23 protein-coding genes are annotated in these 19,581 nt (G+C 45.4%); all 23 read left to right on the top strand.

Annotation, left to right across the window (positions count from 1 at the left end; all coding sequences use genetic code 11):
* Window positions 1-214 precede the first annotated feature (214 nt).
* The 23 genes from WC659_04190 (at window position 215) to WC659_04300 (ending at window position 19,576) form a co-directional block, all read left to right on the top strand.
* The gene (locus tag WC659_04190; GenBank protein ID MFA4873108.1) at window positions 215-1,471 is read left to right on the top strand and encodes a glycosyltransferase; all 1,257 of its coding nucleotides are present in this window, start codon (window positions 215-217) and stop codon (window positions 1,469-1,471) included.
* A 152-nt stretch (window positions 1,472-1,623) separates the two neighbouring features.
* A complete protein-coding gene (locus WC659_04195; GenBank protein ID MFA4873109.1) occupies window positions 1,624-3,216 on the top strand; it encodes a hypothetical protein in 1,593 nt (530 codons plus the stop codon).
* Between the two features lie 96 nt (window positions 3,217-3,312).
* Window positions 3,313-4,281: a class I SAM-dependent methyltransferase gene (locus WC659_04200; GenBank protein MFA4873110.1), complete on the top strand. Its 969-nt coding sequence runs from the start codon at window positions 3,313-3,315 to the stop codon at window positions 4,279-4,281.
* 173 nt (window positions 4,282-4,454) lie between these two features.
* The gene (locus WC659_04205; GenBank protein MFA4873111.1) at window positions 4,455-4,982 is read left to right on the top strand and encodes a bifunctional nuclease family protein; all 528 of its coding nucleotides are present in this window, start codon (window positions 4,455-4,457) and stop codon (window positions 4,980-4,982) included.
* A gap of 548 nt (window positions 4,983-5,530) precedes the next feature.
* Complete coding sequence (locus WC659_04210; protein ID MFA4873112.1) at window positions 5,531-5,872, top strand: hypothetical protein; 342 nt, start codon at window positions 5,531-5,533, stop codon at window positions 5,870-5,872.
* Window positions 5,873-6,016: 144 nt separating this feature from the next.
* Window positions 6,017-6,607, top strand: coding sequence for a type II secretion system protein (locus tag WC659_04215; protein MFA4873113.1), 591 nt, complete (start codon window positions 6,017-6,019; stop codon window positions 6,605-6,607).
* Between the two features lie 25 nt (window positions 6,608-6,632).
* Window positions 6,633-7,244, top strand: coding sequence for a type II secretion system protein (locus WC659_04220; protein ID MFA4873114.1), 612 nt, complete (start codon window positions 6,633-6,635; stop codon window positions 7,242-7,244).
* Between the two features lie 124 nt (window positions 7,245-7,368).
* A complete protein-coding gene (locus WC659_04225) occupies window positions 7,369-7,980 on the top strand; it encodes a type II secretion system protein (GenBank protein MFA4873115.1) in 612 nt (203 codons plus the stop codon).
* A 278-nt stretch (window positions 7,981-8,258) separates the two neighbouring features.
* On the top strand, window positions 8,259-10,061 hold the full coding sequence (locus WC659_04230; GenBank protein ID MFA4873116.1) for an alanine--tRNA ligase: 1,803 nt from the start codon (window positions 8,259-8,261) through the stop codon (window positions 10,059-10,061).
* An 8-nt stretch (window positions 10,062-10,069) separates the two neighbouring features.
* Complete coding sequence (locus WC659_04235; protein ID MFA4873117.1) at window positions 10,070-11,638, top strand: hypothetical protein; 1,569 nt, start codon at window positions 10,070-10,072, stop codon at window positions 11,636-11,638.
* Window positions 11,639-11,832: 194 nt separating this feature from the next.
* Window positions 11,833-12,054 carry a translation initiation factor IF-1 gene (infA, locus tag WC659_04240; GenBank protein ID MFA4873118.1) on the top strand — a complete coding sequence of 74 codons (222 nt, stop codon included), beginning with the start codon at window positions 11,833-11,835 and terminating at the stop codon, window positions 12,052-12,054.
* Between the two features lie 11 nt (window positions 12,055-12,065).
* Complete coding sequence (gene rpmJ / locus WC659_04245) at window positions 12,066-12,179, top strand: 50S ribosomal protein L36 (GenBank protein ID MFA4873119.1); 114 nt, start codon at window positions 12,066-12,068, stop codon at window positions 12,177-12,179.
* A 172-nt stretch (window positions 12,180-12,351) separates the two neighbouring features.
* A complete protein-coding gene (gene rpsM / locus WC659_04250) occupies window positions 12,352-12,741 on the top strand; it encodes a 30S ribosomal protein S13 (GenBank protein ID MFA4873120.1) in 390 nt (129 codons plus the stop codon).
* An 8-nt stretch (window positions 12,742-12,749) separates the two neighbouring features.
* On the top strand, window positions 12,750-13,205 hold the full coding sequence (gene rpsK / locus WC659_04255) for a 30S ribosomal protein S11 (GenBank protein ID MFA4873121.1): 456 nt from the start codon (window positions 12,750-12,752) through the stop codon (window positions 13,203-13,205).
* A 31-nt stretch (window positions 13,206-13,236) separates the two neighbouring features.
* Window positions 13,237-13,872, top strand: a complete 636-nt coding sequence (gene rpsD, locus WC659_04260; protein ID MFA4873122.1) for a 30S ribosomal protein S4 — start codon at window positions 13,237-13,239, stop codon at window positions 13,870-13,872.
* Between the two features lie 37 nt (window positions 13,873-13,909).
* Entirely contained in the window at window positions 13,910-14,761 is an 852-nt protein-coding gene (gene rpoA, locus WC659_04265; GenBank protein ID MFA4873123.1) for a DNA-directed RNA polymerase subunit alpha, read from the top strand.
* 114 nt (window positions 14,762-14,875) lie between these two features.
* Complete coding sequence (gene rplQ / locus WC659_04270) at window positions 14,876-15,157, top strand: 50S ribosomal protein L17 (protein MFA4873124.1); 282 nt, start codon at window positions 14,876-14,878, stop codon at window positions 15,155-15,157.
* Complete coding sequence (gene rplM / locus WC659_04275; GenBank protein ID MFA4873125.1) at window positions 15,154-15,513, top strand: 50S ribosomal protein L13; 360 nt, start codon at window positions 15,154-15,156, stop codon at window positions 15,511-15,513. The genes rplQ and rplM overlap by 4 nt, the downstream gene beginning before the upstream one ends.
* A 144-nt stretch (window positions 15,514-15,657) precedes the next feature.
* Window positions 15,658-16,221, top strand: coding sequence for a 30S ribosomal protein S9 (gene rpsI, locus WC659_04280; GenBank protein ID MFA4873126.1), 564 nt, complete (start codon window positions 15,658-15,660; stop codon window positions 16,219-16,221).
* Window positions 16,222-16,340: 119 nt separating this feature from the next.
* Window positions 16,341-17,432 carry a glycosyltransferase family 4 protein gene (locus WC659_04285; protein MFA4873127.1) on the top strand — a complete coding sequence of 364 codons (1,092 nt, stop codon included), beginning with the start codon at window positions 16,341-16,343 and terminating at the stop codon, window positions 17,430-17,432.
* A gap of 6 nt (window positions 17,433-17,438) precedes the next feature.
* On the top strand, window positions 17,439-18,209 hold the full coding sequence (locus WC659_04290) for a glycosyltransferase family A protein (GenBank protein MFA4873128.1): 771 nt from the start codon (window positions 17,439-17,441) through the stop codon (window positions 18,207-18,209).
* A 63-nt stretch (window positions 18,210-18,272) separates the two neighbouring features.
* Window positions 18,273-19,268, top strand: a complete 996-nt coding sequence (locus WC659_04295; protein MFA4873129.1) for a PEP/pyruvate-binding domain-containing protein — start codon at window positions 18,273-18,275, stop codon at window positions 19,266-19,268.
* 26 nt (window positions 19,269-19,294) lie between these two features.
* Window positions 19,295-19,576 (top strand): GIY-YIG nuclease family protein, encoded by a 282-nt coding sequence (locus WC659_04300; protein ID MFA4873130.1) that lies wholly within the window; start codon window positions 19,295-19,297, stop codon window positions 19,574-19,576.
* Window positions 19,577-19,581 lie beyond the last annotated feature (5 nt).

Genomic DNA, 19,581 nt, shown 5'->3' on the forward strand with positions numbered 1-19,581 from the left:
AGACGCAGTTGTCTCGCCCGGCGAGCGAGACACTGCTTGACTCTCGGCCTCGTTCTCCCGCATAGCGGGAACCATGCCCACTCGGCCTCCGAGACACTTTTCATTACCGTCATCCCTTGCTGGAGTGATAAGAATTGAGACTATGAATATACTTCAAACTTTATAGATATCTGCTCGATTTATATGAAGTCTAGTCAATAACATTTTCCTTGATATGGAAAAGGTGCTTCACAAACTATTTTACGGATTTTTGGTCGGTGCATTGGTGGCGTCTCTCGCATTATTCCTAAATTATCAATTATCATCCGCGACAGGATATTGGAACGCCTTTGGGAGAATTTATTTTTATTTTCTTATCGCCTATACTTGGTATATATTTTTACTCCTTTTTGTGGATGATTTCCGGGTTAAGAAATACCCTGCGTATGACGGTGCGCTTATATCCGTGATCATGCCTTGTTATAATGAAACCCCGGAGCTTCTTGCGCTCTCTCTCCGTTCCATTATGGAGGCGCGGGGCAATATGGAGATAATCATAGTCGACGACGGGTCGACAAATGCCACAAAAGATACCCTTGCAAGGCTTGAAGGTTATGCGAACATTCGGGTGCACCGTTTTCCTGCCAATAAAGGGAAACGCCATGCGCTCCATTACGCGGTAACGCATCTGGTAAAAGGAGAGTTCGTGGCATGCGTCGACAGCGATACGGTAGTGGACCGAGATGCGCTGACGCGCGTGGTGGAGCCGCTTTTGGATCCCTCGGTCGGCGCATCCACTGGCGATGTGCGGCTATTGAATGAACGCACGAATTGGCTGACGCGCATGGTAGGCGCGTATTACTGGGTAGGATTGAATATTTATAAACGCGCGCAGTCTGCGCTTGGCATCGTGGTATGCTGCAGCGGATGCCTTTCCGCCTACCGGCAGGAAACACTTTTAAAGATTATTGATGAATTTGTCGCGCAGGAATTTTTCAATGAGCCGTGCACCCATTCCGAAGACCGGCACTTGACCAATCTCGTCTTAAAGCAGGGGTACAGGGTGGTTTACCAGGACCGCGCAGTAAGCTATACCCATACGCCTGATACGCTCAAAGGGTTTCTCAAACAGCAGCAGCGCTGGAAAAGGGGTTACGTGCGCGAATCTATTTATACGCTCTCATGGGCGTGGCGCACGAGAAAAATTCTCTTCTTCGAAATCATCCTCTGGGATTTGACACTCACCTTTCTCTCGCTCGGGATCCGTGTCGCGTCGCTTCTTCTCTTCATCACCCAGCCGCTTTTCTTCATCCGGTTCATACTGCCCGGTTGGCTCTACTTCATGAGCGTGCGGTACGTCTTCATGCTCTTTTATGCGCCCCAAAAAATCCTCGGCCTTATCTACTACACGTTCCTCTATGAATTCGTGCTCTATTGGCAGAATATCATCGCGCTCTTTACCCTGAAAAATAAGAGCTGGATTACGAGATAACCTCTATAATTCTGTTTAAATATGGATTTCATTGAACAAGAGCAATCCTGTTTTTGTGTCATGTAGGTTGCTTTTTCCCGCAGATCATGTAAAATCGTTGAGAATAAATAATGTTCGTTGACAATTTCCATTCAACAAAGAAAGGCAAAGACATGAAAAGATTTGCTTTATTACTGGGGATGTTAATCTCCTTGCAGTCGTATGCAATTCAAAGGTTGCAGGTCGAGGTTAAGGGGGATAGTGTCTGGATGAAGTGTAAAAATTCAGTCCAGACCTTCTACACTCCCGGCTATCATTCTGCTGATAGCACATTGGGAGTGCTCACCTTCGATTCCGTTGCAGTTCGGCTGCCCGAATTGGGGAGAAATAATTCCTGTGGGCAGCATGATGGGATTGGATTGTATCATCTCACTTCGGGCTTGGTGCCGGAAAAATTTGGTGATAATTTACAAGTCACCTTTCGTGCATCAGGTAAGGTGATTTTTTGTCGAGGGGAGATCTTTAGAGAAGAGGCGGAATTGGAATTTCCCAATCTCTTCACGGCGCGGGAATTCCCGATATTCTGGGCTGATTCAACGAATTATTCGGTGGATTATTTTCCGCTGAATAATCTAGATACTGTCAGGACAGTCTTTATCTGGACTGATAGTGGGAAGGCACTTTTAGATTCTGCACGAATTCTTATTGCGGAGGCAATCCGGGAGGTGGGGAACTACGCGCCTCAATTTTGGCATAAACATCTGCAGAATTGGGGAGGATCGCATTACACATTGACTGTAATGTTGGGAACTCCCTACATCGGTTTGGAGCATTTGAATACTCCATTTGCTGGTGTGTCAAAGGAATACTTACCACTGTTAAAACCACTTATAGTTCACGAAATGTTTCATAGTTTCGTGGGCAAAAGTCTAATGCCCGCCTCATACGTAAATCTTGTGGGATACCATCCTACCGATGCCCTCGGCTTTTATGAAGGTTTAACGACTTTCATAAGTCAGCGTTATACAATATTTCCCGTCGAGTTCATACAGGATTTGACATATTCTTGGATGAGGACAGATATGTCCAAGGGGCGAGACTTAATTGAATTAAGTTACGTACCAGGAGAATTAGAATCCCCCTACTGGAATGGAAGGATATTTTGGATCGCCATGATTGGGAAAATAAATATTGATGATTGGTTGGAGTGGATGTTCGAGAAAAAATTAATCGATCGTAATATTCCAATTTCAGTCAGCATGGATTCTATATATACATGGCTAAGCGACTATAAAGCAGGTGTTGGGGATTATGCTCAACGAATTATCCATGGTGAATATTATCATGATGCTGATTCGTTACTTCAGTATCATGGATATCGAAAAACATATCTCCGTGATTATAGCATTAACTATATAGGCCCTTACTATTGGAGGGACGGGAAGGTTGGAGGATACATTTATGAGGGTATGGATCAGTATCATTTACCCTTAGACTATAAATTTAGTTGTATCCTTAGCGGAAGTGATTCGCTATCTTTAGGTCCAAACGGTGACGGTATGAAATTATTGCGACAATTTCCTGATAGTTTATTTTCTGTCCTAGTTACCTCTTCACGGGGGAGGGAAGTGATAAAGCTTTCTAAAAATTTATATTTCCCTTCTGGGGAATCTTATTACTTTGAGGGCAAGATACATTTTGCCCAGGTGCCCCTTGCGAGGCGGGAAGAGACCCTAAAATTCTGGCGGCAGTTGGTCCGCCAGTAAAAAGAATTAACGTGAAAGGATTTGGAAAGGGCCTTAGATTAAAAACCTAAGGCTTTTCAAATTGTCGAAAATGCTGGAGAAGGGTATAATACCATTATGCAAAAGAGTTTTTATCGGAAAAGGCAGCACATAGAAACTTCATGGGATGAGTCGGCGCAGTGGTACCACGGGCTGGTGGGCGAGAAGGGGATGGAGCTCCAAAGAGCGGTCGTGTTCCCACAGGCGCTTCGGTTGCTTCATTTGCAGCCTCACGAGAGGCTGCTTGATGTCGCGTGCGGGCAAGGCGCGTTTTGCCGGGAAGCGGTGCGTTATTGTAGAGAGATCGCAGGTATAGATGCATCACCGCAGTTGATTGCATTAGCTCGCAATAATTTTTTATATCGGAATTCTAATCTTACATCCAAGGAAACCTCCCCTCACATCCCCTCCTTCGTAAGGAGGGGAGGGGGTGGTCTCGTTAATATATCAAAAAAAATTAAATATTATGTAGGCGACGCAAGGAAATTGCCAAAGGAAGTGGTAGGGGAGCGTTTTGACGCCATTTCATGCATACTTGCCATTTCAAATATTGATCCCATAAAACCCGTATTTGAAGAATGCAAGAAAATTTTAAAACCGTCAGGCCGCTTGGTGCTGGTGGTTGCGCACCCCTGTTTCCGCATCCCGCGGCAGAGCGGGTGGGGGTGGGACGAGCAGAGGAAGCTGCAGTACCGGAGGGTTGACCGCTATTTGAGTGAAATGAAAATTCCCATTCAAATGCATCCGGGAGGGCGTTCGCACGAGGTGACGTGGACATTTCATCGTCCGCTCGGGGTGTATATGCGCGCATTGACAGAAGCAGGTTTTGCTGTTGACGCGATGGAAGAATGGACTACCAACCGCAAAAGCACGCCCGGACCACGTGCGCGCGCAGACATGAATTCTAAACAGGAAATACCACTATTTTTAACGATGAGAGCAATCAGTGTTAATGTCAAAGCTCAAAGTTTCCCACCTCAGCGGGATCCCGCTTTCCTTGAGAATAAGAAATCAAGGAGCGGGACAAATGCCATGGTTCGACAGTAGTTCGACAGGCTCACTATGACATAGCTCACCATGACAAATAAGATGTGTCATCCTGAGCCGAGTCGAAGGGTTGTCATTCCTTTGAACTTTGTCCCGCACTATGAATTATTTTATCTAAGGTATGCGGGATCCTGCCTGAGCAGTGAGATTTTGAATTTTGAAATTATTGTGATATGACCGAACAAATTACATCAAAAGATTTTTTTAATGATGTGCTTAAATGCCAAGTGTTAGGTTTGTTTGTCCATCCCACCCGCAATACTCCGGTGGTGTTTATCGGGACTGAAGATGAGCGCATTGTGATACCAATATGGATAGGATTTTTGGAGGCGCAAGCAATCCTCTTTGCTTGGAAGAAAATCACCCCGCCCCGCCCCTTAACGGTTGACCTTCTGGTATCTCTGATTACCGAAGATTTCAATGCGGCGGTTGAAGAGGTAAAAATCCATACGTTGCAGGAGGGCACGTATTACGCTTCTCTTGTCATTGTGTCCCGCGGAGGCGAGCGCAAGGTGAGGGACGCGCGCCCATCGGACGCGATCGCGATTGCGCTCCGCACTCATGCGTCACTCACCATAAATCCTGCGCTTCAGGATGCGACCGCGCATGAACAGAAGGATGCCAAAGCGCTTCTTGATTTCCTTCGGCTTGAGCATGAAGATCAGCAGGATACCCTTCAAGAGGAACAAAGTTTATCATAAATAATTGTATAGGAATTTCAATAAGCGTTAAGTCGCATATCATGTGGCGACAGGTGGCTCCTTATCCCATCAGTAGAGGCTAGTTTACACTAGCACCATGCCAGTTTACGCAACAAAAGTACGGAGTTTAATTTAGTGCATTATTTTTGAATTTTTGGTTTAATGCAACTATGCCAAGTAATACTACATTCAAGAGGGAGGCAGGATCTATGCACTTATTTGTTGGGAATATAATTTAGCGAAAACATATTAGCCCTATAAAATTCGCTCAGTAAAAGAAGAAAATATAAATTAAATTCACCCAAAGCATGGATATAATATAAATATGCGACGCAAAGGTTTTACCTTGATAGAATTATTAGTGGCGATCTCCACATCGGCCTTTTGGCGACTTTGGCCGTCACCAGCTTGAATAACGCCAGGGTTAAGGCCAGAGACGCGAGGAGATTGGGCGATATTGACAGCATCAAAAGGCGCTTGATCTAATGTATGATGATCACGGTAATTATGCGATATCATGCACCGGAACCAGAATTGCGACCTGTAATATGCAGCCGTATCTTGAGTCCGTAAATGTGCTCGATCCCTTAAAATCAACTACAGCGTGTAATGGCGCTAATTCAAGTGACTGCGATTATTCATTCTTATTTCGTTTACCCACTGGGCAACATTACTTAATTTATTTTCGCTTAGAGGGCGCAACCAGCCTTGGCAATAGCGGGCCGACAAATTGCGCGACTAATGAGGAAATGACTATTTGCGCCGATGATTTATCCATGGCTGGCTGTAATTTGAAAGATGTGTCTTACAATCCTGAGTGCGCTGTTGTTGATTTTGATAAAGATGGTATAATTAGCAGGGCGTCAGAACTTGCCGCTTATAGCCAATAAATATAATTTTTTAACCAATTTCCTTGAGAGTTTATTTATCGCTAACCCTAATACATAATACAAAAATTATATGTTAGACATCAACAGATTCGCTCGGGAAAAGAAGCAATTAAAGTTCACCCAAAGTATGGGTATAAAATAAATATGCGACGCAAAGGTTTTACATTGATAGAGTTATTAGTTGTCACTAGCATTATTGGTTTGCTGGCAACTTCAGCCGTGGTAGCGCTAAATAATGCGAGGCAGAAAGCCAGAGATACGGCGCGGTTGAGTACTGTAGATAAAATTAGAAAAATAATGTCATATAAACTTAATAATAATGATGTAAATTTTGGTTGCAGCGCTGTTGACACTACTTATCCGGTTTATACCTGTTCAACTTTTCCAGAATATGTGGCAAATTTAGAAACTTTTAAAGATCCGACTAAGCCAACAGAAGCGTGTAATGGCACAAATACAACTAATTGTAATTACGCTTTTAATTATAATCCATACAGAGGAACAATCTATCTTTTATATTTTAGATTAGAAGGCCCAACCATTTTAGGCAATACTGGTGCGATTAATTGCGTTGCCACGCCAACAGGTATGGCTTGCGGGACTGATATTTCAATTTTTGGTTGTAGCAGTTCGTGCAGTGGGAGCTCAAACTGGAGCTATTGTTCTATATTTGATTTTAACGGCAGTGGGTGCGTGGATGCAAACGATAGGTCTTATACTTGGAATAATAGATAATATTCTTTTATAAAACTTAATAAATATGCGACGCAAAGGTTTTACATTGATAGAGTTATTAGTTGTCACTGGCATTATTGGTTTGCTGGCAACTTTGGCCGTGGTGGCGCTAAATAATGCGAGGCAGAAAGCCAGGGATACTAAAAGATTAGTTGACATTAATGCTATTAGAAAAGCCATGGCTTTTAAATTTGATAATAATGAAGTTGGTGATTATCAGTGCGACGAGGCGCGCGGTCCAAGTAATGCTTGGGTTTTTCCAGTTTATACTTGTGATGGGCTTGCCTCTTATCTGCCAAGATTTGCTAATATTAAGGATCCTTTAAATACTGATAATCCTTGCGATGGAACTAATACAGATGGTTGTAATTATGCCTTTTATAACCCACCATATAGCGGTACTGCTTATTTAATTTATTTTCATTTAGAAGGTAGCACTAAGTTGGGTAACAGTGGTGCAGCTAATTGTGTGGCGACAGCTAGCAATTATTCATGTGCTGATAATGTCTCTTTTTTCTATTATTGCAGTAATACTTGTCAAGGTGATCAAAAGTGGCAGACATGTTCTATTTATGATGCTAATGGCAGTGGTTGCATTGACGCCAATGATAGATCATATTTTTGGAATAATAGATAAATTTTTTTCATAAGACTTAATTTATTATTACTTTTTTAAATCATATGTTAGACATCAACAGATTCGCTCGGGAAAAGAAGCAATTAAAATTAAAGTTCACCCAAAGCATGGGTATAAAATAAATATGCGACATAAAGGTTTTACATTGATAGAGTTATTAGTTGTCACTGGCATTATTGGCTTGCTGGCAACTTTGGCCGTGGTGGCGCTAAATAATGCGAGGCAGAAAGCCAGGGATACTAAAAGATTAGTTGACATTAATGCTATTAGAAAAGCCATGGCTTTTAAATTTGATAATAATGAAGTTGGTGATTATCAGTGTGACGCGGCGCGCGGTCCCAGTGATATTTGGGTTTATCCAGTTTATACTTGTGATGGGCTTGCCTCTTATCTGCCAAGATTTGCTAATATTAAGGATCCTTTAAATACTGATAATCCTTGCGATGGAACTAATACAGATGGTTGTAATTACGCCTTTAATTCTCCACCATATAGCGGCACTGCTTACTTAATTTATTTTCATTTAGAAGGTAGCACTAAGTTGGGTAACAGTGGTGCAGCTAATTGTGTGGCGACAGCTAGCAATTATTCATGTGCTGATAATGTTTCTTTTTTCTATTATTGCAGTAATACTTGTCAAGGTGATCAAAAGTGGCAGACATGTTCTATTTATGATGGCGATGGTAGTGGTTGCATTGACGCCAATGACAGATCATATTTTTGGAATAATAGATAATATTCTTTTATAAAACTTAATTTATTGTAATATAAAATTTATTTCTAACCTCCCCCACCGATCGCCACACTCCTGTCCCCAATCTTAGTATGAATCATTCCACCATAGTCTCATTCATCCACTATAATTATCGAACGTCAACTATGTGTGGCATTGGAAGTTGACCCTATAGAATCACTTAATGCTTCACACATAATGTTTAGATTAACCTTTATTCCCCCATACCATCCGTGGTGTACGTATACCTGGGTGAGTTCTACGTGGTTGATATATTGGATATGACAACCAATGAATTGCGGGAAAAATTCCTTGATTTTTTTGCCACCAAAGGGCACGCTATCATCCCTTCTGCATCCCTTATTCCAGAGCACGATCCCACCGTGCTTTTTACCACCGCGGGCATGCATCCGCTGGTTCCTTATCTCTTAGGGGAATCGCATCCTAAGGGGAAGAGAATAGCTGACGTGCAAAAATGCATACGCACGACGGATATTGATGAGGTGGGAGACCAATGGCATCTCACTTTTTTCGAAATGCTAGGCAATTGGTCGCTCGGGGACTATTTTAAGAAAGAAGCGATTGAATGGAGTTGGGAATTTTTAACCGATTCTCGGTGGCTCGGTATTGACTCTGAACGGCTCGCAGTAAGCATATTTGCAGGTGATAAGGATGCGCCGCGCGATGATGAAGCGGAAGGCTACTGGCTCAATGCCGGCGTGCCCAAGGAGCGCATTTTCACCTATCCCAAAGAGAAGAATTGGTGGGGGCCTGCGGGCGAGACAGGGCCGTGCGGCCCGGATACGGAAATGTTTTATGACACCAGGCGTCCCCACGATCCACACTATGGCCAAGAATGTCATCCGAACTGCGATTGCGGGCGCTGGACTGAAATTTGGAATGACGTATTCATGCAGTTTAATAAGCAGGCTGATGGAGCCTTTGTGCCGCTGAAACAGAAAAACGTGGACACTGGTATGGGTCTCGAGCGGGTCGTCGCGGTGCTCACGGGCAAGACGACTGTATTTGAAACGGATGCATTCCAAAGCACCATTGACGCGATCATCGGGCTTCTCCCGAATTCTGTGGCACAGCCGTCCGCAAATTCAAGCATACGCATTATCGCCGATCATATACGCGCCGCGGTGTTTATCATGGGTGACGATCTCGGCGTGCTCCCGTCCAATGTGGACCAAGGATATGTGGTGCGGCGCCTGATACGCCGTGCCGTGCGGCATGGCCACACCTTGGGGATAGAGCGGGGATTTACCAAAGTCGTCGCGAGCGCGGTCATCGGACATTTTGCGTCCACCTATCCTGAACTTGAGCGGAATGCGGACCGGATACTGAAAGAAATTGATGCGGAAGAAGTGAATTTCAGAATGACACTAGAGAGGGGGAGTAAGGCATTGGAGAGGATTTTAGCGGGCAAGAACGCCGTAAACGGCAATGACGCGTTCGAGCTCTATACTACCTATGGATTCCCCCTTGAACTCATTAAGGAAATCGCGAAGGAAAAAGGAGTGCCAGTTGATGAAACTGGATATAGCAGCGCATTTGCGGCGCATCAGGCGCTTTCTCGAAGCGGCGCACAGAAGAAATTTAAAGGAGGACTTGCTGACCATACGGAAAAAATCGTCCGCATGCATACGGCAACCCATCTTCTCCATCAGGCGCTGCGCATGGTGCTGGGCAAGGACGTATATCAGAAAGGTTCAAATATTACTGAAGAACGATTACGATTTGATTTTTCCTATCCTCAACGGCTCACTCCCGAGGAGCTTGCCCGCACAGAGGGGATAGTGAATGAAAAAATTGCAGAAGATCTGCCTGTACTCTGGGAGGAAATGGCCGTGGAGGAAGCTAAGCAAAAAGGCGCCATGGGCATATTTACCGAACGATATGGAGAAAAGGTGAAAGTGTATCGCATCGGGGATGCCTCGAAAGGTTCAGGACAGATTTTTTCCCAAGAAATTTGCGGAGGCCCTCATGTAGACCACACAGCCCTTGTGGGCCATTTTTCCATAGTAAAGGAAGAAGCGGTCAGCGCGGGGGTGCGCCGCATTAAAGCAGTAGTCACATAAAACACGGTATGCCTCCTGTTTCAATCGGCGATGATGCAGCGGATATGTCTCCGCAGAAGGAATTCGTGCGCGTGTCTGACACTGTTTCGCTTATTTTTGACGAGCATCACACTCTTTGGGAGCTCGTGAAAGCGGTAAAAAGGGCGCGTGGAATCCGCATAGAGGTAACCGTGCCCGCTCGCCATCCTAGTTTCCAGTCGGCGGTGGCGATGGAATATCTCTCAATAGCATTGTTGCGGATCAAAAAAGAAATATGTTTCATCACGCATGATCCTGAATTACAGGAGCGACTGGCACTGTACGGTTTGAATGCTATCGCTCCTCGCGCCCCCCAAGAACTGACGGAACCTCCTGCCCGCGATCATCTTATACGTTCATTTTTTAAACAGCCTATGCGGCCGTTCCAACGCCAAAAAAAGAAATACTTGCGAGGTTGGTGGTTTATTTTATTTATTGCGTTGGCCGTCATATTATTTTTATTTACTTCGATCACTCCCCGTGCGCATATTACTCTTATTCCGGATGTGAAAGTCATAGAACGCAAAGCAGGCGTGCTCATTAATGCCGAATGGCCCAATCAGCAGAGGGACGCCGCCCATCTGCGCGGGAAGGTGCTCAAGGAGGAAGGGACATATGCGACGACCACCCCTATCACCGACTTATCAGAAAGCGGAGAAAAAGCAAAGGGTGAGGCGCGCATAGAAAATCAGACAGGACAAGAGGTGGCGCTCTCTATTGGCACCGAATTATTAAGCGACGACGGCATGGTGTATGTCAGCGAGAGCGCACTTACGATCCCTGCCGCGTATGTTGCGGAGGATGCCACCATAAAATTTGGCACGCTTTCCGCAACGCTCACCGCCAAGGAACCTGGAGTTAAAGGAAATCGCTCAAGCGGCAGGTTTACGATTCCGTCGCTCCCCTCAAACAAGCAGCAGCGCATCTGGGCGGTCATCACGTCTCCCTTTACCGGAGGGTCGGATCGCATGGGGAAGGTAGTGCGCCAAGAGCACGTGGCTGCACTTGAACCGCTATTATGGGACAGACTGCAGCAGGATTTATTCCAGACGCTAGAATCGCGATTGGGCAATGAATGGTTTGTTGCCTTTCCGCTTACTACGGCAACCGTGACGAACCTCACCGTGGACCCACCGTTAGGGGTAGAAGCAGATGCTGTTTCTTTAAATATGAAAGGGACCATGCAGGCGCTTGCGTTTTCTTCCGCAGACGTACTCCGCGCGTTTGGCGCTAATGTACAAATATGCGGTTCATTTCAGAATGGAAAATCAGAGGTCTGCGCGATACGCGTGGATAAAGTGCGAAAACTTGATATGGAGAAAAGGAAAGGGGACGCAGAGTTTGTATTTTCCAAAGTCCAGACGCCTCCTTTTGATCCTGTTGCGCTTTCTGAAAAAATTACAGGGAAAAGCGTGCAGCAAGCGCGCCTCACCCTGCTCTCTCTCCCGGGAGTAAAAGATGTAAGGATTTCATTGCGTTGGAGTTTGAGAAACTATATACCGCGGGATGCGGACCGTATTACCATTGAAGTTGCGCAACAAGAGTTGACACAACCGTGAGAGTATTCTATGATATTGTCACCGTGTTCTTTGGTGTTATTTTTCAAAATTTTCGAATAATTCACCTATTATAACCCAACCTTCTGGGAAATAAGATAAAGAAGGTTGAGGTTTAATTTATGCAACAAAACCAAACAGGGAGCAGCGGGGCGGTACCATCTGCCGCACCCATAAGCAATGAGGGGAATTTAGGGATCCAAACGAACCGGAAAGGTTTTATTGACGCCATTGGCGAAGTCGTTGAATTACTGCCGGCGGCCACCTTTAGAGTGAAATTGGAGAACGGCCATGAAATTTTATGCCATCTCTCCGGGAAAATGCGTATGAACCGCATTCTTCTTTTGCCGGGTGACAGGATAAAAATAGAAATGAGTCCGTATGATCTGAGTAAAGGAAGAATTACTTACAGGTTTTGAATCGTTCTGTTATGAAAGTACGTGCATCAGTAAAGCCAATTTGTACGAAATGCAAGATAGTGCGGCGCCATGGCCGTCTTTATGTCACATGTGCGAATCCGAAACATAAGCAGAGGCAAGGATAAGTCTTGAAAATGCAAAACGCAAAATCTCACCGCTTTAGCGGGATCCCGCATACCATTGAGATTAACAATAAGGTGCGGGACAAAAGTCAAAATTATGGAGATACGACGTTACGTCGGATCGGAATACCTTCATTTTGATTTTTGAGTTTTGGTTTTTGATTTAATTTAAGATATGGCTCGTATTGCAGGTGTAACGCTTCCTCCACATAAGAGAATAGATATCGGCCTAAGCTATATTTATGGCATAGGGCGTTCATTAAGCGTGCGCATACTTGCGCAGACGAATGTGAATCCGGCAACGCGCGTAAAAGACCTGAACGATGATGAGGTATCACGTCTGCGCGAATACATCGAGAAGCAATACAAAGTGGAAGGTGATCTGCGGAGAGAGGTGATGCTCAACATTAAACGTTTGAAAGAAATTGGATCCTACCGCGGCATCCGCCATGCGCGGGGTTTGCCGGTACGCGGCCAGAGGACAAAGACCAACTCAAGGACGGTGAGGCACAATGAGCGCCGTACCATGGGATCTGGCCGCAAGCCTGCCGCACAAAAGACTTAAGATTTTTTATGGAAGAAAATACTACACCAAATTCTCCATTACCACAAGAATCTCAAAAAATTGAGGTAGCCGCAGCAAAAGCAGCGGCACCCCACCCCCATAAGGCGAACAAACCGCTGCAAAGCCGTGGGCATGTCCATATTCTTGCTACCTTCAATAATACCTTGGTGACCGTGACAGACCTTGGCGGCAATGTACTCACCTGGGCTTCTGCGGGAAAATGCGGATTCAAGGGCCCCAAGAAAGCGACACCCTACGCGGCCGGGGTCATCATTCGTGCGGTAGCGGACAAGGCGAAGGAAATGGGGATCCGTGAAATAGAAGTATTTGTGCGTGGTGTGGGTGCAGGCCGCGAATCGGCAGTGCGCGCACTTGCGGCAAACGGCTTTTTGATTACTGCAATTCGCGATGTGACCCCTATACCTCATAATGGGGTTCGTGCGCCGAAACCGAGACGAATTTAGTTTTATAATCACGAGTTAGGAATTACTTCGTATGGGACGAAAATTAGGGCCAAAAGGTAAGATTAGCCGCAGAATTGGAGAAAAGCTCCAGCTTAAAGGTGAGCGCGATTTGAGCGCGAAACATGCGTTTACCAGAAGGAATTATCCTCCCGGAATTCATGGACCGAAAGGATACGGGCGCCTCACAGAATATGGTATTCAGCTGCGGGAGAAGCAAAAGCTCAAAGCGCTTTTTGGGATGATGGAGCGACAGTTTGCGCGCGCCATGGAGAAAGCTTTGACATTTAAAGGGGAGACGGGCTCGAAGCTGCTTGAATTGCTGGAGCGCAGGTTAGACAATGTGATTTTCCGATTGCATCTTGCGTCATCGCGCGCGCAGGCTCGCCAACTCGTCAGTCACAGATATGTGCTCGTAAATAATAAAAGAGTATCTATCCCTTCTTATGAGATAAAGGTAGGGGACAGTATAAGTTTTACTCCGCGGTTTTTATCGCTCCAGATTGTGAAAGACCGTCTTGCCGCTCAAAAATCGATGAATTTAAATGCACCCTCGTGGCTTGAGTTTGATTATGATGCGCTCAAAGGAATGGTGGTCCATATTCCGGAGCTAAAAGAGTGCGAACCTAATATCGATACGCGGCTCATTGTAGAATTTTATTCACGTTAATTATTATTGACCTCAATTATAATACCACCACTTTCATATGGTAGAACCTCTTATTCATCCAAGACACATTACTCTCGTTGAAGAAACTGATAATCGTACACAGTTTACGATCGAACCTCTCTATCCGGGATATGGGACGACGCTCGGGAATTCCTTAAGGCGCATACTTCTCTCTTCACTGCCAGGGTGCGCGATCAGCGCGATGGCGATCCCCGGGGTCCACCATGAATTTTCCACTTTAAAGGATATCAAAGAGGATGTGGTAGATATTCTATTGAATTTAAAACAAGTGCGGTTCCGCATGGAGGGCGAACATGAGGAACCGGTTCCCATAACGCTGGAATTTAATGGGAGCGGTGAGATTTTGGCAAAGGAATTCAAAACATTCGCAGGGATAGAGGTTGTAACACCGCTGGTGCATATCGCCACCGCGACCAGCCCCGATACAGAATTTAACCTCGTCGTATATCTTACGCGTGGGAGAGGATTTTTGCCTGTGGAGTCCCGAGAAAAAGAGAAGCTTGATATTGGCACTATTGCCATAGATGCGATTTATTCGCCTGTGCGGCACGTAGCGCTCAATTTAGAGCATGTGCGGGTGGGCCAGATGACAAATTTCGATAAGATAGTGCTTACCGTAGAAACTGACGGAAGCATATCCCCGAAAGACGCTCTTATTCAGTCACTTGATATATTCCGCGATCAAATATCATCACTCGTGTTTGAGGATGCGCAGGAACACATGAAATCGTCTGTGGAGGAACCAACGCATGAGTCCGGAGAATCGCAGCCTCAAGAAAAATCAGACGGGGGAAATAATGTACAAGAAGAAGCAGCGTTAGATGCGCCTAAGAAAAAGACAAAGCGAAGCAAGAAGAACGCGGCATAATGCCTGACGGGTCAGAATTGCTAATCGTATAAATACCTGACTTGTATGAGACACCGAAAAAACAAAATTACCCTGGATCGAGGTTCCGCCCATCGGAATGCCTTACTTCGTAATATGGCAACGAGTCTGGTATTGTATGATCAAATCCAGACGACAGAGGCAAAGGCGAAGGCGCTCCGCCCCTTCGTGGAACGGCTCATTACCCTCTCGAAAAATCCCACATTGGCAAACCGAAGGATGCTCATCAAAGTGTTCTACACGAAAGGCGCGGTGCGCAAGGCATGTGACGTATTAGGGCCTCGATATAAGGATCGCAAAGGAGGATTTTTACGGATTACCCATCTCGGGACACGCCGTGGCGATGCGGCGCGTTTGGCGCATATCACATTTGTATGAACGCAGTATCCAAACCCGCAGCCATCACACTCGATGCGTCAGGGGAGAGTTTAGGTAGGCTCGCGTCTCTCGCTGCCCAGTATCTTCAAGGCAAGCATCTCGTGTCATATAGTCCCAATAAAGACGAGGGTGTGTCAGTCACAGTTAAGAATCTCTCGTCAGTGCATATGGCAGTGCCAAAACTTACGGGTAAGCGTTATTATACCCACACCAATTATCCCGGCAATATGCGTATTGCCACCTTGAAGGAGAAATGGACAAAGAACCCGCAAAAATTATTCGTGAAGATGGTAGGAGGCATGTTGCCTAAAAATAAATTAAGAAAAGAAAGGCTCAAGAGGCTCTTGTTCGCATAATTTATTATTTCGACATTTTACACTTTCCGCGTAGTTCCGCGTAACGTCGGCGTAAGTCCGCGTTAAAAACCTTATTATCGCAGACATACGCGGACTCCACGCAGACTGACGCAGACGATATGAACTGTAGGTTAATTTAATTTTATGTCTTCCAGCAGCGCATCAACACCCAAAAAAATAGCACGCAAGCCCGCTACAAGACGCACCCCCGCGCCAAAGTATACGCGAACGGAAAAAGCTATACCTGTCGTAAGGCACGTCACCCCCAAAGCGCATCATGAATTGAAAAGCGCAACGCCAAAGGCAGAGCAGAGCGAGAAGCGTTTTTTCTATGCGGTCGGGCGGAGGAAAGAATCTATCGTGGGGGTGAGGCTCTATTTCACGCAACCTGCAGCATTTAAAGTCAATGGGAAGGATCTTGAAAAGTATTTTTCCTATCCTTTATATGAAGCACTCGGTCACGCACCTTTGGGTGCCGTGGGTTTAGAGGGCAAGGTATCAGTGATTGCACGCGCGCAAGGGGGAGGGAAACACGGTCAGGCGGTAGCGCTGCGTATGGCGGTAAGCCGGGCGCTTGTGGTATATGATGAGCAATTGCGCCCCACCTTGCGTGCGCACGGGTATCTGACGCGCGATCCAAGAGCAAAAGAAAGGAAGAAATACGGCTTAAAACGCGCCAGGCGCGCGCCGCAATGGCAGAAACGCTAACCCTAGACGCAGATATACGCAGATCAAAACGCAGATTAACGCAGATAGTGTAGAGTTATTTAATCCTGCCTTTCTAGGCGGGATTTTCATTTTGATAGTTTAGCGATACACTATAGGTGATGTCGGTACCGCAATTACCCAAAGGGAAAATATTATTGGTAACTACTGATTACCCGCCTGCGACAGGAGGGGTAGCGTGGTATTATGAAAATTTAGTGCGCAGATTGAACGCTGCGGAGACCCCCTCCGTCTCCCCCATGGCAAGGGAGAGATTCAGAGGAGGTGATGCGAGAGTTGTAGTATTATTGTTGGGTCGATGGACGCTCACGCCATGGTGGCCGTTATTGATATTTCCCTTATTACTTAAAACTATTAAACTTAAAACTGATGTCTGGTGGGTGGGGCAGGTGCTGCCAGTGGGTACGGTGGTATGGCTGTTATCACATCTTTGGCCTAAATATTATATTGTTTCAACACATGGCATGGACGTGCTTTTGCCTTTGTATTCCCCAAGGAAGCGATGGCTCATGAAGCGTATATTAAACCGCGCCACATTGATTACTACAAACAGCGAATGGACGAAGCAAAAAATTATTGAAAATTATTTTTCAAGGAACAAGGAACAAGGAACAAGAAACAAAATTGAGGTAATATATCCTGAACCGAAACCGAAACGAAAGGCGGCGCGTGAAGAGATTTTAGCGTTGCGGACAAGGCTGGGAATCCCTCATGATGCGAAAGTCTTACTGACGGTGAGCAGGCTTGTGGCGCGAAAAGGAATTGATTGCGTATTGCGCGCATTGCCGGAGGTATGGCGCCGTTCGCCCCATCTTCATTATGTGATTGTGGGAGAAGGCGACCAGTTGCCAGTTTATCAGTCCATAGTTTATCAGTTGGCGCCATCCGTAGGGGTGAATGGCCATTTATCCATACACTTTGTCGGGAAGGCGAGCGACGAGGAGTTGGCGGTTTATTATTCTTTGGCGGATGAATTTATTTTATTACCGCGAGAATCTCACGGCGATGTGGAAGGATTCGGCATTGTATTTTTAGAAGCGGATCAGTACCATGTACCAATTATTGCAACACTTTCTGGAGGCACGGGAGAGGCATTGCAAAAATGCAAGCAGGTGACTGTTGTTCATGATCCTTTCAATATTCACGAGGTAGCAAATGCAATTATATCAAATCTTAAACCTATTGATGGTTAATGTGCTATGGATACAATTTCAATAATAATCCCCGCCTTTAACATGCAGCGTGCGCTTGCGCGCTGTAGTGTGCATGTTGCGGAACAAACTCTAAAACCCTCGGAGGTTATTATTGTTGACGACGGTTCAATCGATGGAACTGCCATATGGGCAGAAGAAGCAAGGCGTACATTACCCTTTGAGGTCAGCGTACTGACACAAGACCATCGGGGGGCATCAGCAGCCCGTAATTGTGGATTTAAACAATCTCACGGCACACTGGTCGTATTTCTTGATGCGGATGTGATATTGAAAAAACACGCGTTGGAAAGGTTGTATATATCGTTAAATCAAAAATCAAAAATCTCCGCCCAAGGCGGATCCGCCTCAGGCGGAAAAAATCAAAATTTAGGAGTAGGTTATGCCTACAGTTCATTTAGATGGGGGCGGAAGAAGTTCCCTTCCTACCCTTTTGATGCAGCTCGCTTGCGCCAGATGCCCTATATCCATACTACCTCCCTGATAAAACGCGAAACGCTCCCGGAGAATCCATTTGATGAACAATTAAAACGGCTGCAGGATTGGGATCTTTACCTCACGCTTCTTGAACGGGGTACCATAGGTGCCTATGTGCCGGAAATTCTATTTACCGTGGAAACAAAAGGCACCATGAGCCGTTGGTTGCCGTCCATCATGTACCAGATACCTTTTACCAAGTTTGGCATGAATATTTCGAGACTTAATAAGTACCGCGAAGCAGAACAAATTATTAAAACGAAACACAAGCTTAATAATTGAGCACGTGGCGAGATGCTGAATGTTAATACTTGATGAAATTGTGTAATAATGTATTCTATAGGTATGGGTAATCTAAAAAAGATGAAAAGAATTGCACACAGAACCGAGAAGGTTCTGTTATTCGTTCGTGAATTGTCTAGTATTTCAAAAAAGGATATTGCTCTTGCAGGTGGGAAGGGGGCAAGTTTGGGTGATTTGATGCGGGCGGGGCTGCCGGTACCCGCTGGATTCGTAGTGACAGCAGCGGCATTTGATCGGTTTCTGGAAGAAAATGAATTGCTTGAAGATATCGATGCGCAATTAAGCAGAGTGAATTATAAAGATACGAATTCAATTGATCGTGCATCAAATGTGATTCGTGCGCTTATCCTTGAGGCTCCGTTTCCTAAAGACCTGCGGCAGGAAGTTATAAAATTTTTTGGCACACTTAATACTTCCTTCGTGGCAGTGCGCAGCAGCGCGACTGCGGAGGATTCAAAGACGGCAAGCTGGGCAGGGGAGTTGGAGACTTATTTAAATACTATTGCAAAGACATTATTTGCGAATATCCAAAAATGCTGGGCGTCGCTTTTTAGCCCACGAGCGATTTTTTACCGTCATGAGAAGCGATTGCACCGCGTGAAAGTGTCAGTTGCGGTTGTCGTGCAGGCGATGGTCGAGTCAGAGGTTGCCGGAATCGCATTTACGGTGCATCCGGTGACGAAAGACAAAAATCAAATGATTATAGAAGCAGGGTGGGGATTGGGGGAAGCGGTGGTGTCCGGCCAGATTACCCCTGATTCGTATGTGCTGCATAAAAAAGATTATTCAGTAATAGATCTCCATACTGCCAGACAAGAAAAAAAACTTGTACGCAATCAAAAAGGAAATGGCGACTGTTGGGTTTCTGTACCTAAAAAACTACGGACAAAGCAAAAGCTTACGACTGCACAAATAAAAACATTAGCGGAGCTCTGTATGCGCGTCGAGCGCCATGAGCGATTTCCTTGCGACATTGAGTGGGCATTAGTCCGTGGCAAGTTTTACCTGCTCCAGAGCAGACCTATCACAACCTTATGACTATGCCCAGTTATACAACTTCCCATATGTTCTTTTATGTCTATGTACTACAAAGTATAAAGGATAATAATAAATACATAGGGTATACGAATAACCTGAAAAGGAGACTGGAAGAACATAGGAAAGGCTTAAATTTTGCAACAAAGTTTAGACTACCATTTAAACTCATTTACTTCGAAGGATGTCTTAATATAAACGACGCCAAACGCCGTGAACATTATCTGAAAGGAACTCAAGGCCGGAGATTCCTAGGTCTGCGACTACAGGAATACACTCGCAGTAAACCAGCGTTTGGCGTGGGAAGTTGATATAC

It is taken from the genome of Patescibacteria group bacterium, assembly GCA_041645165.1.
Lineage (GTDB): Bacteria > Patescibacteriota > Patescibacteriia > 2-02-FULL-49-11 > 2-02-FULL-49-11 > 2-02-FULL-49-11.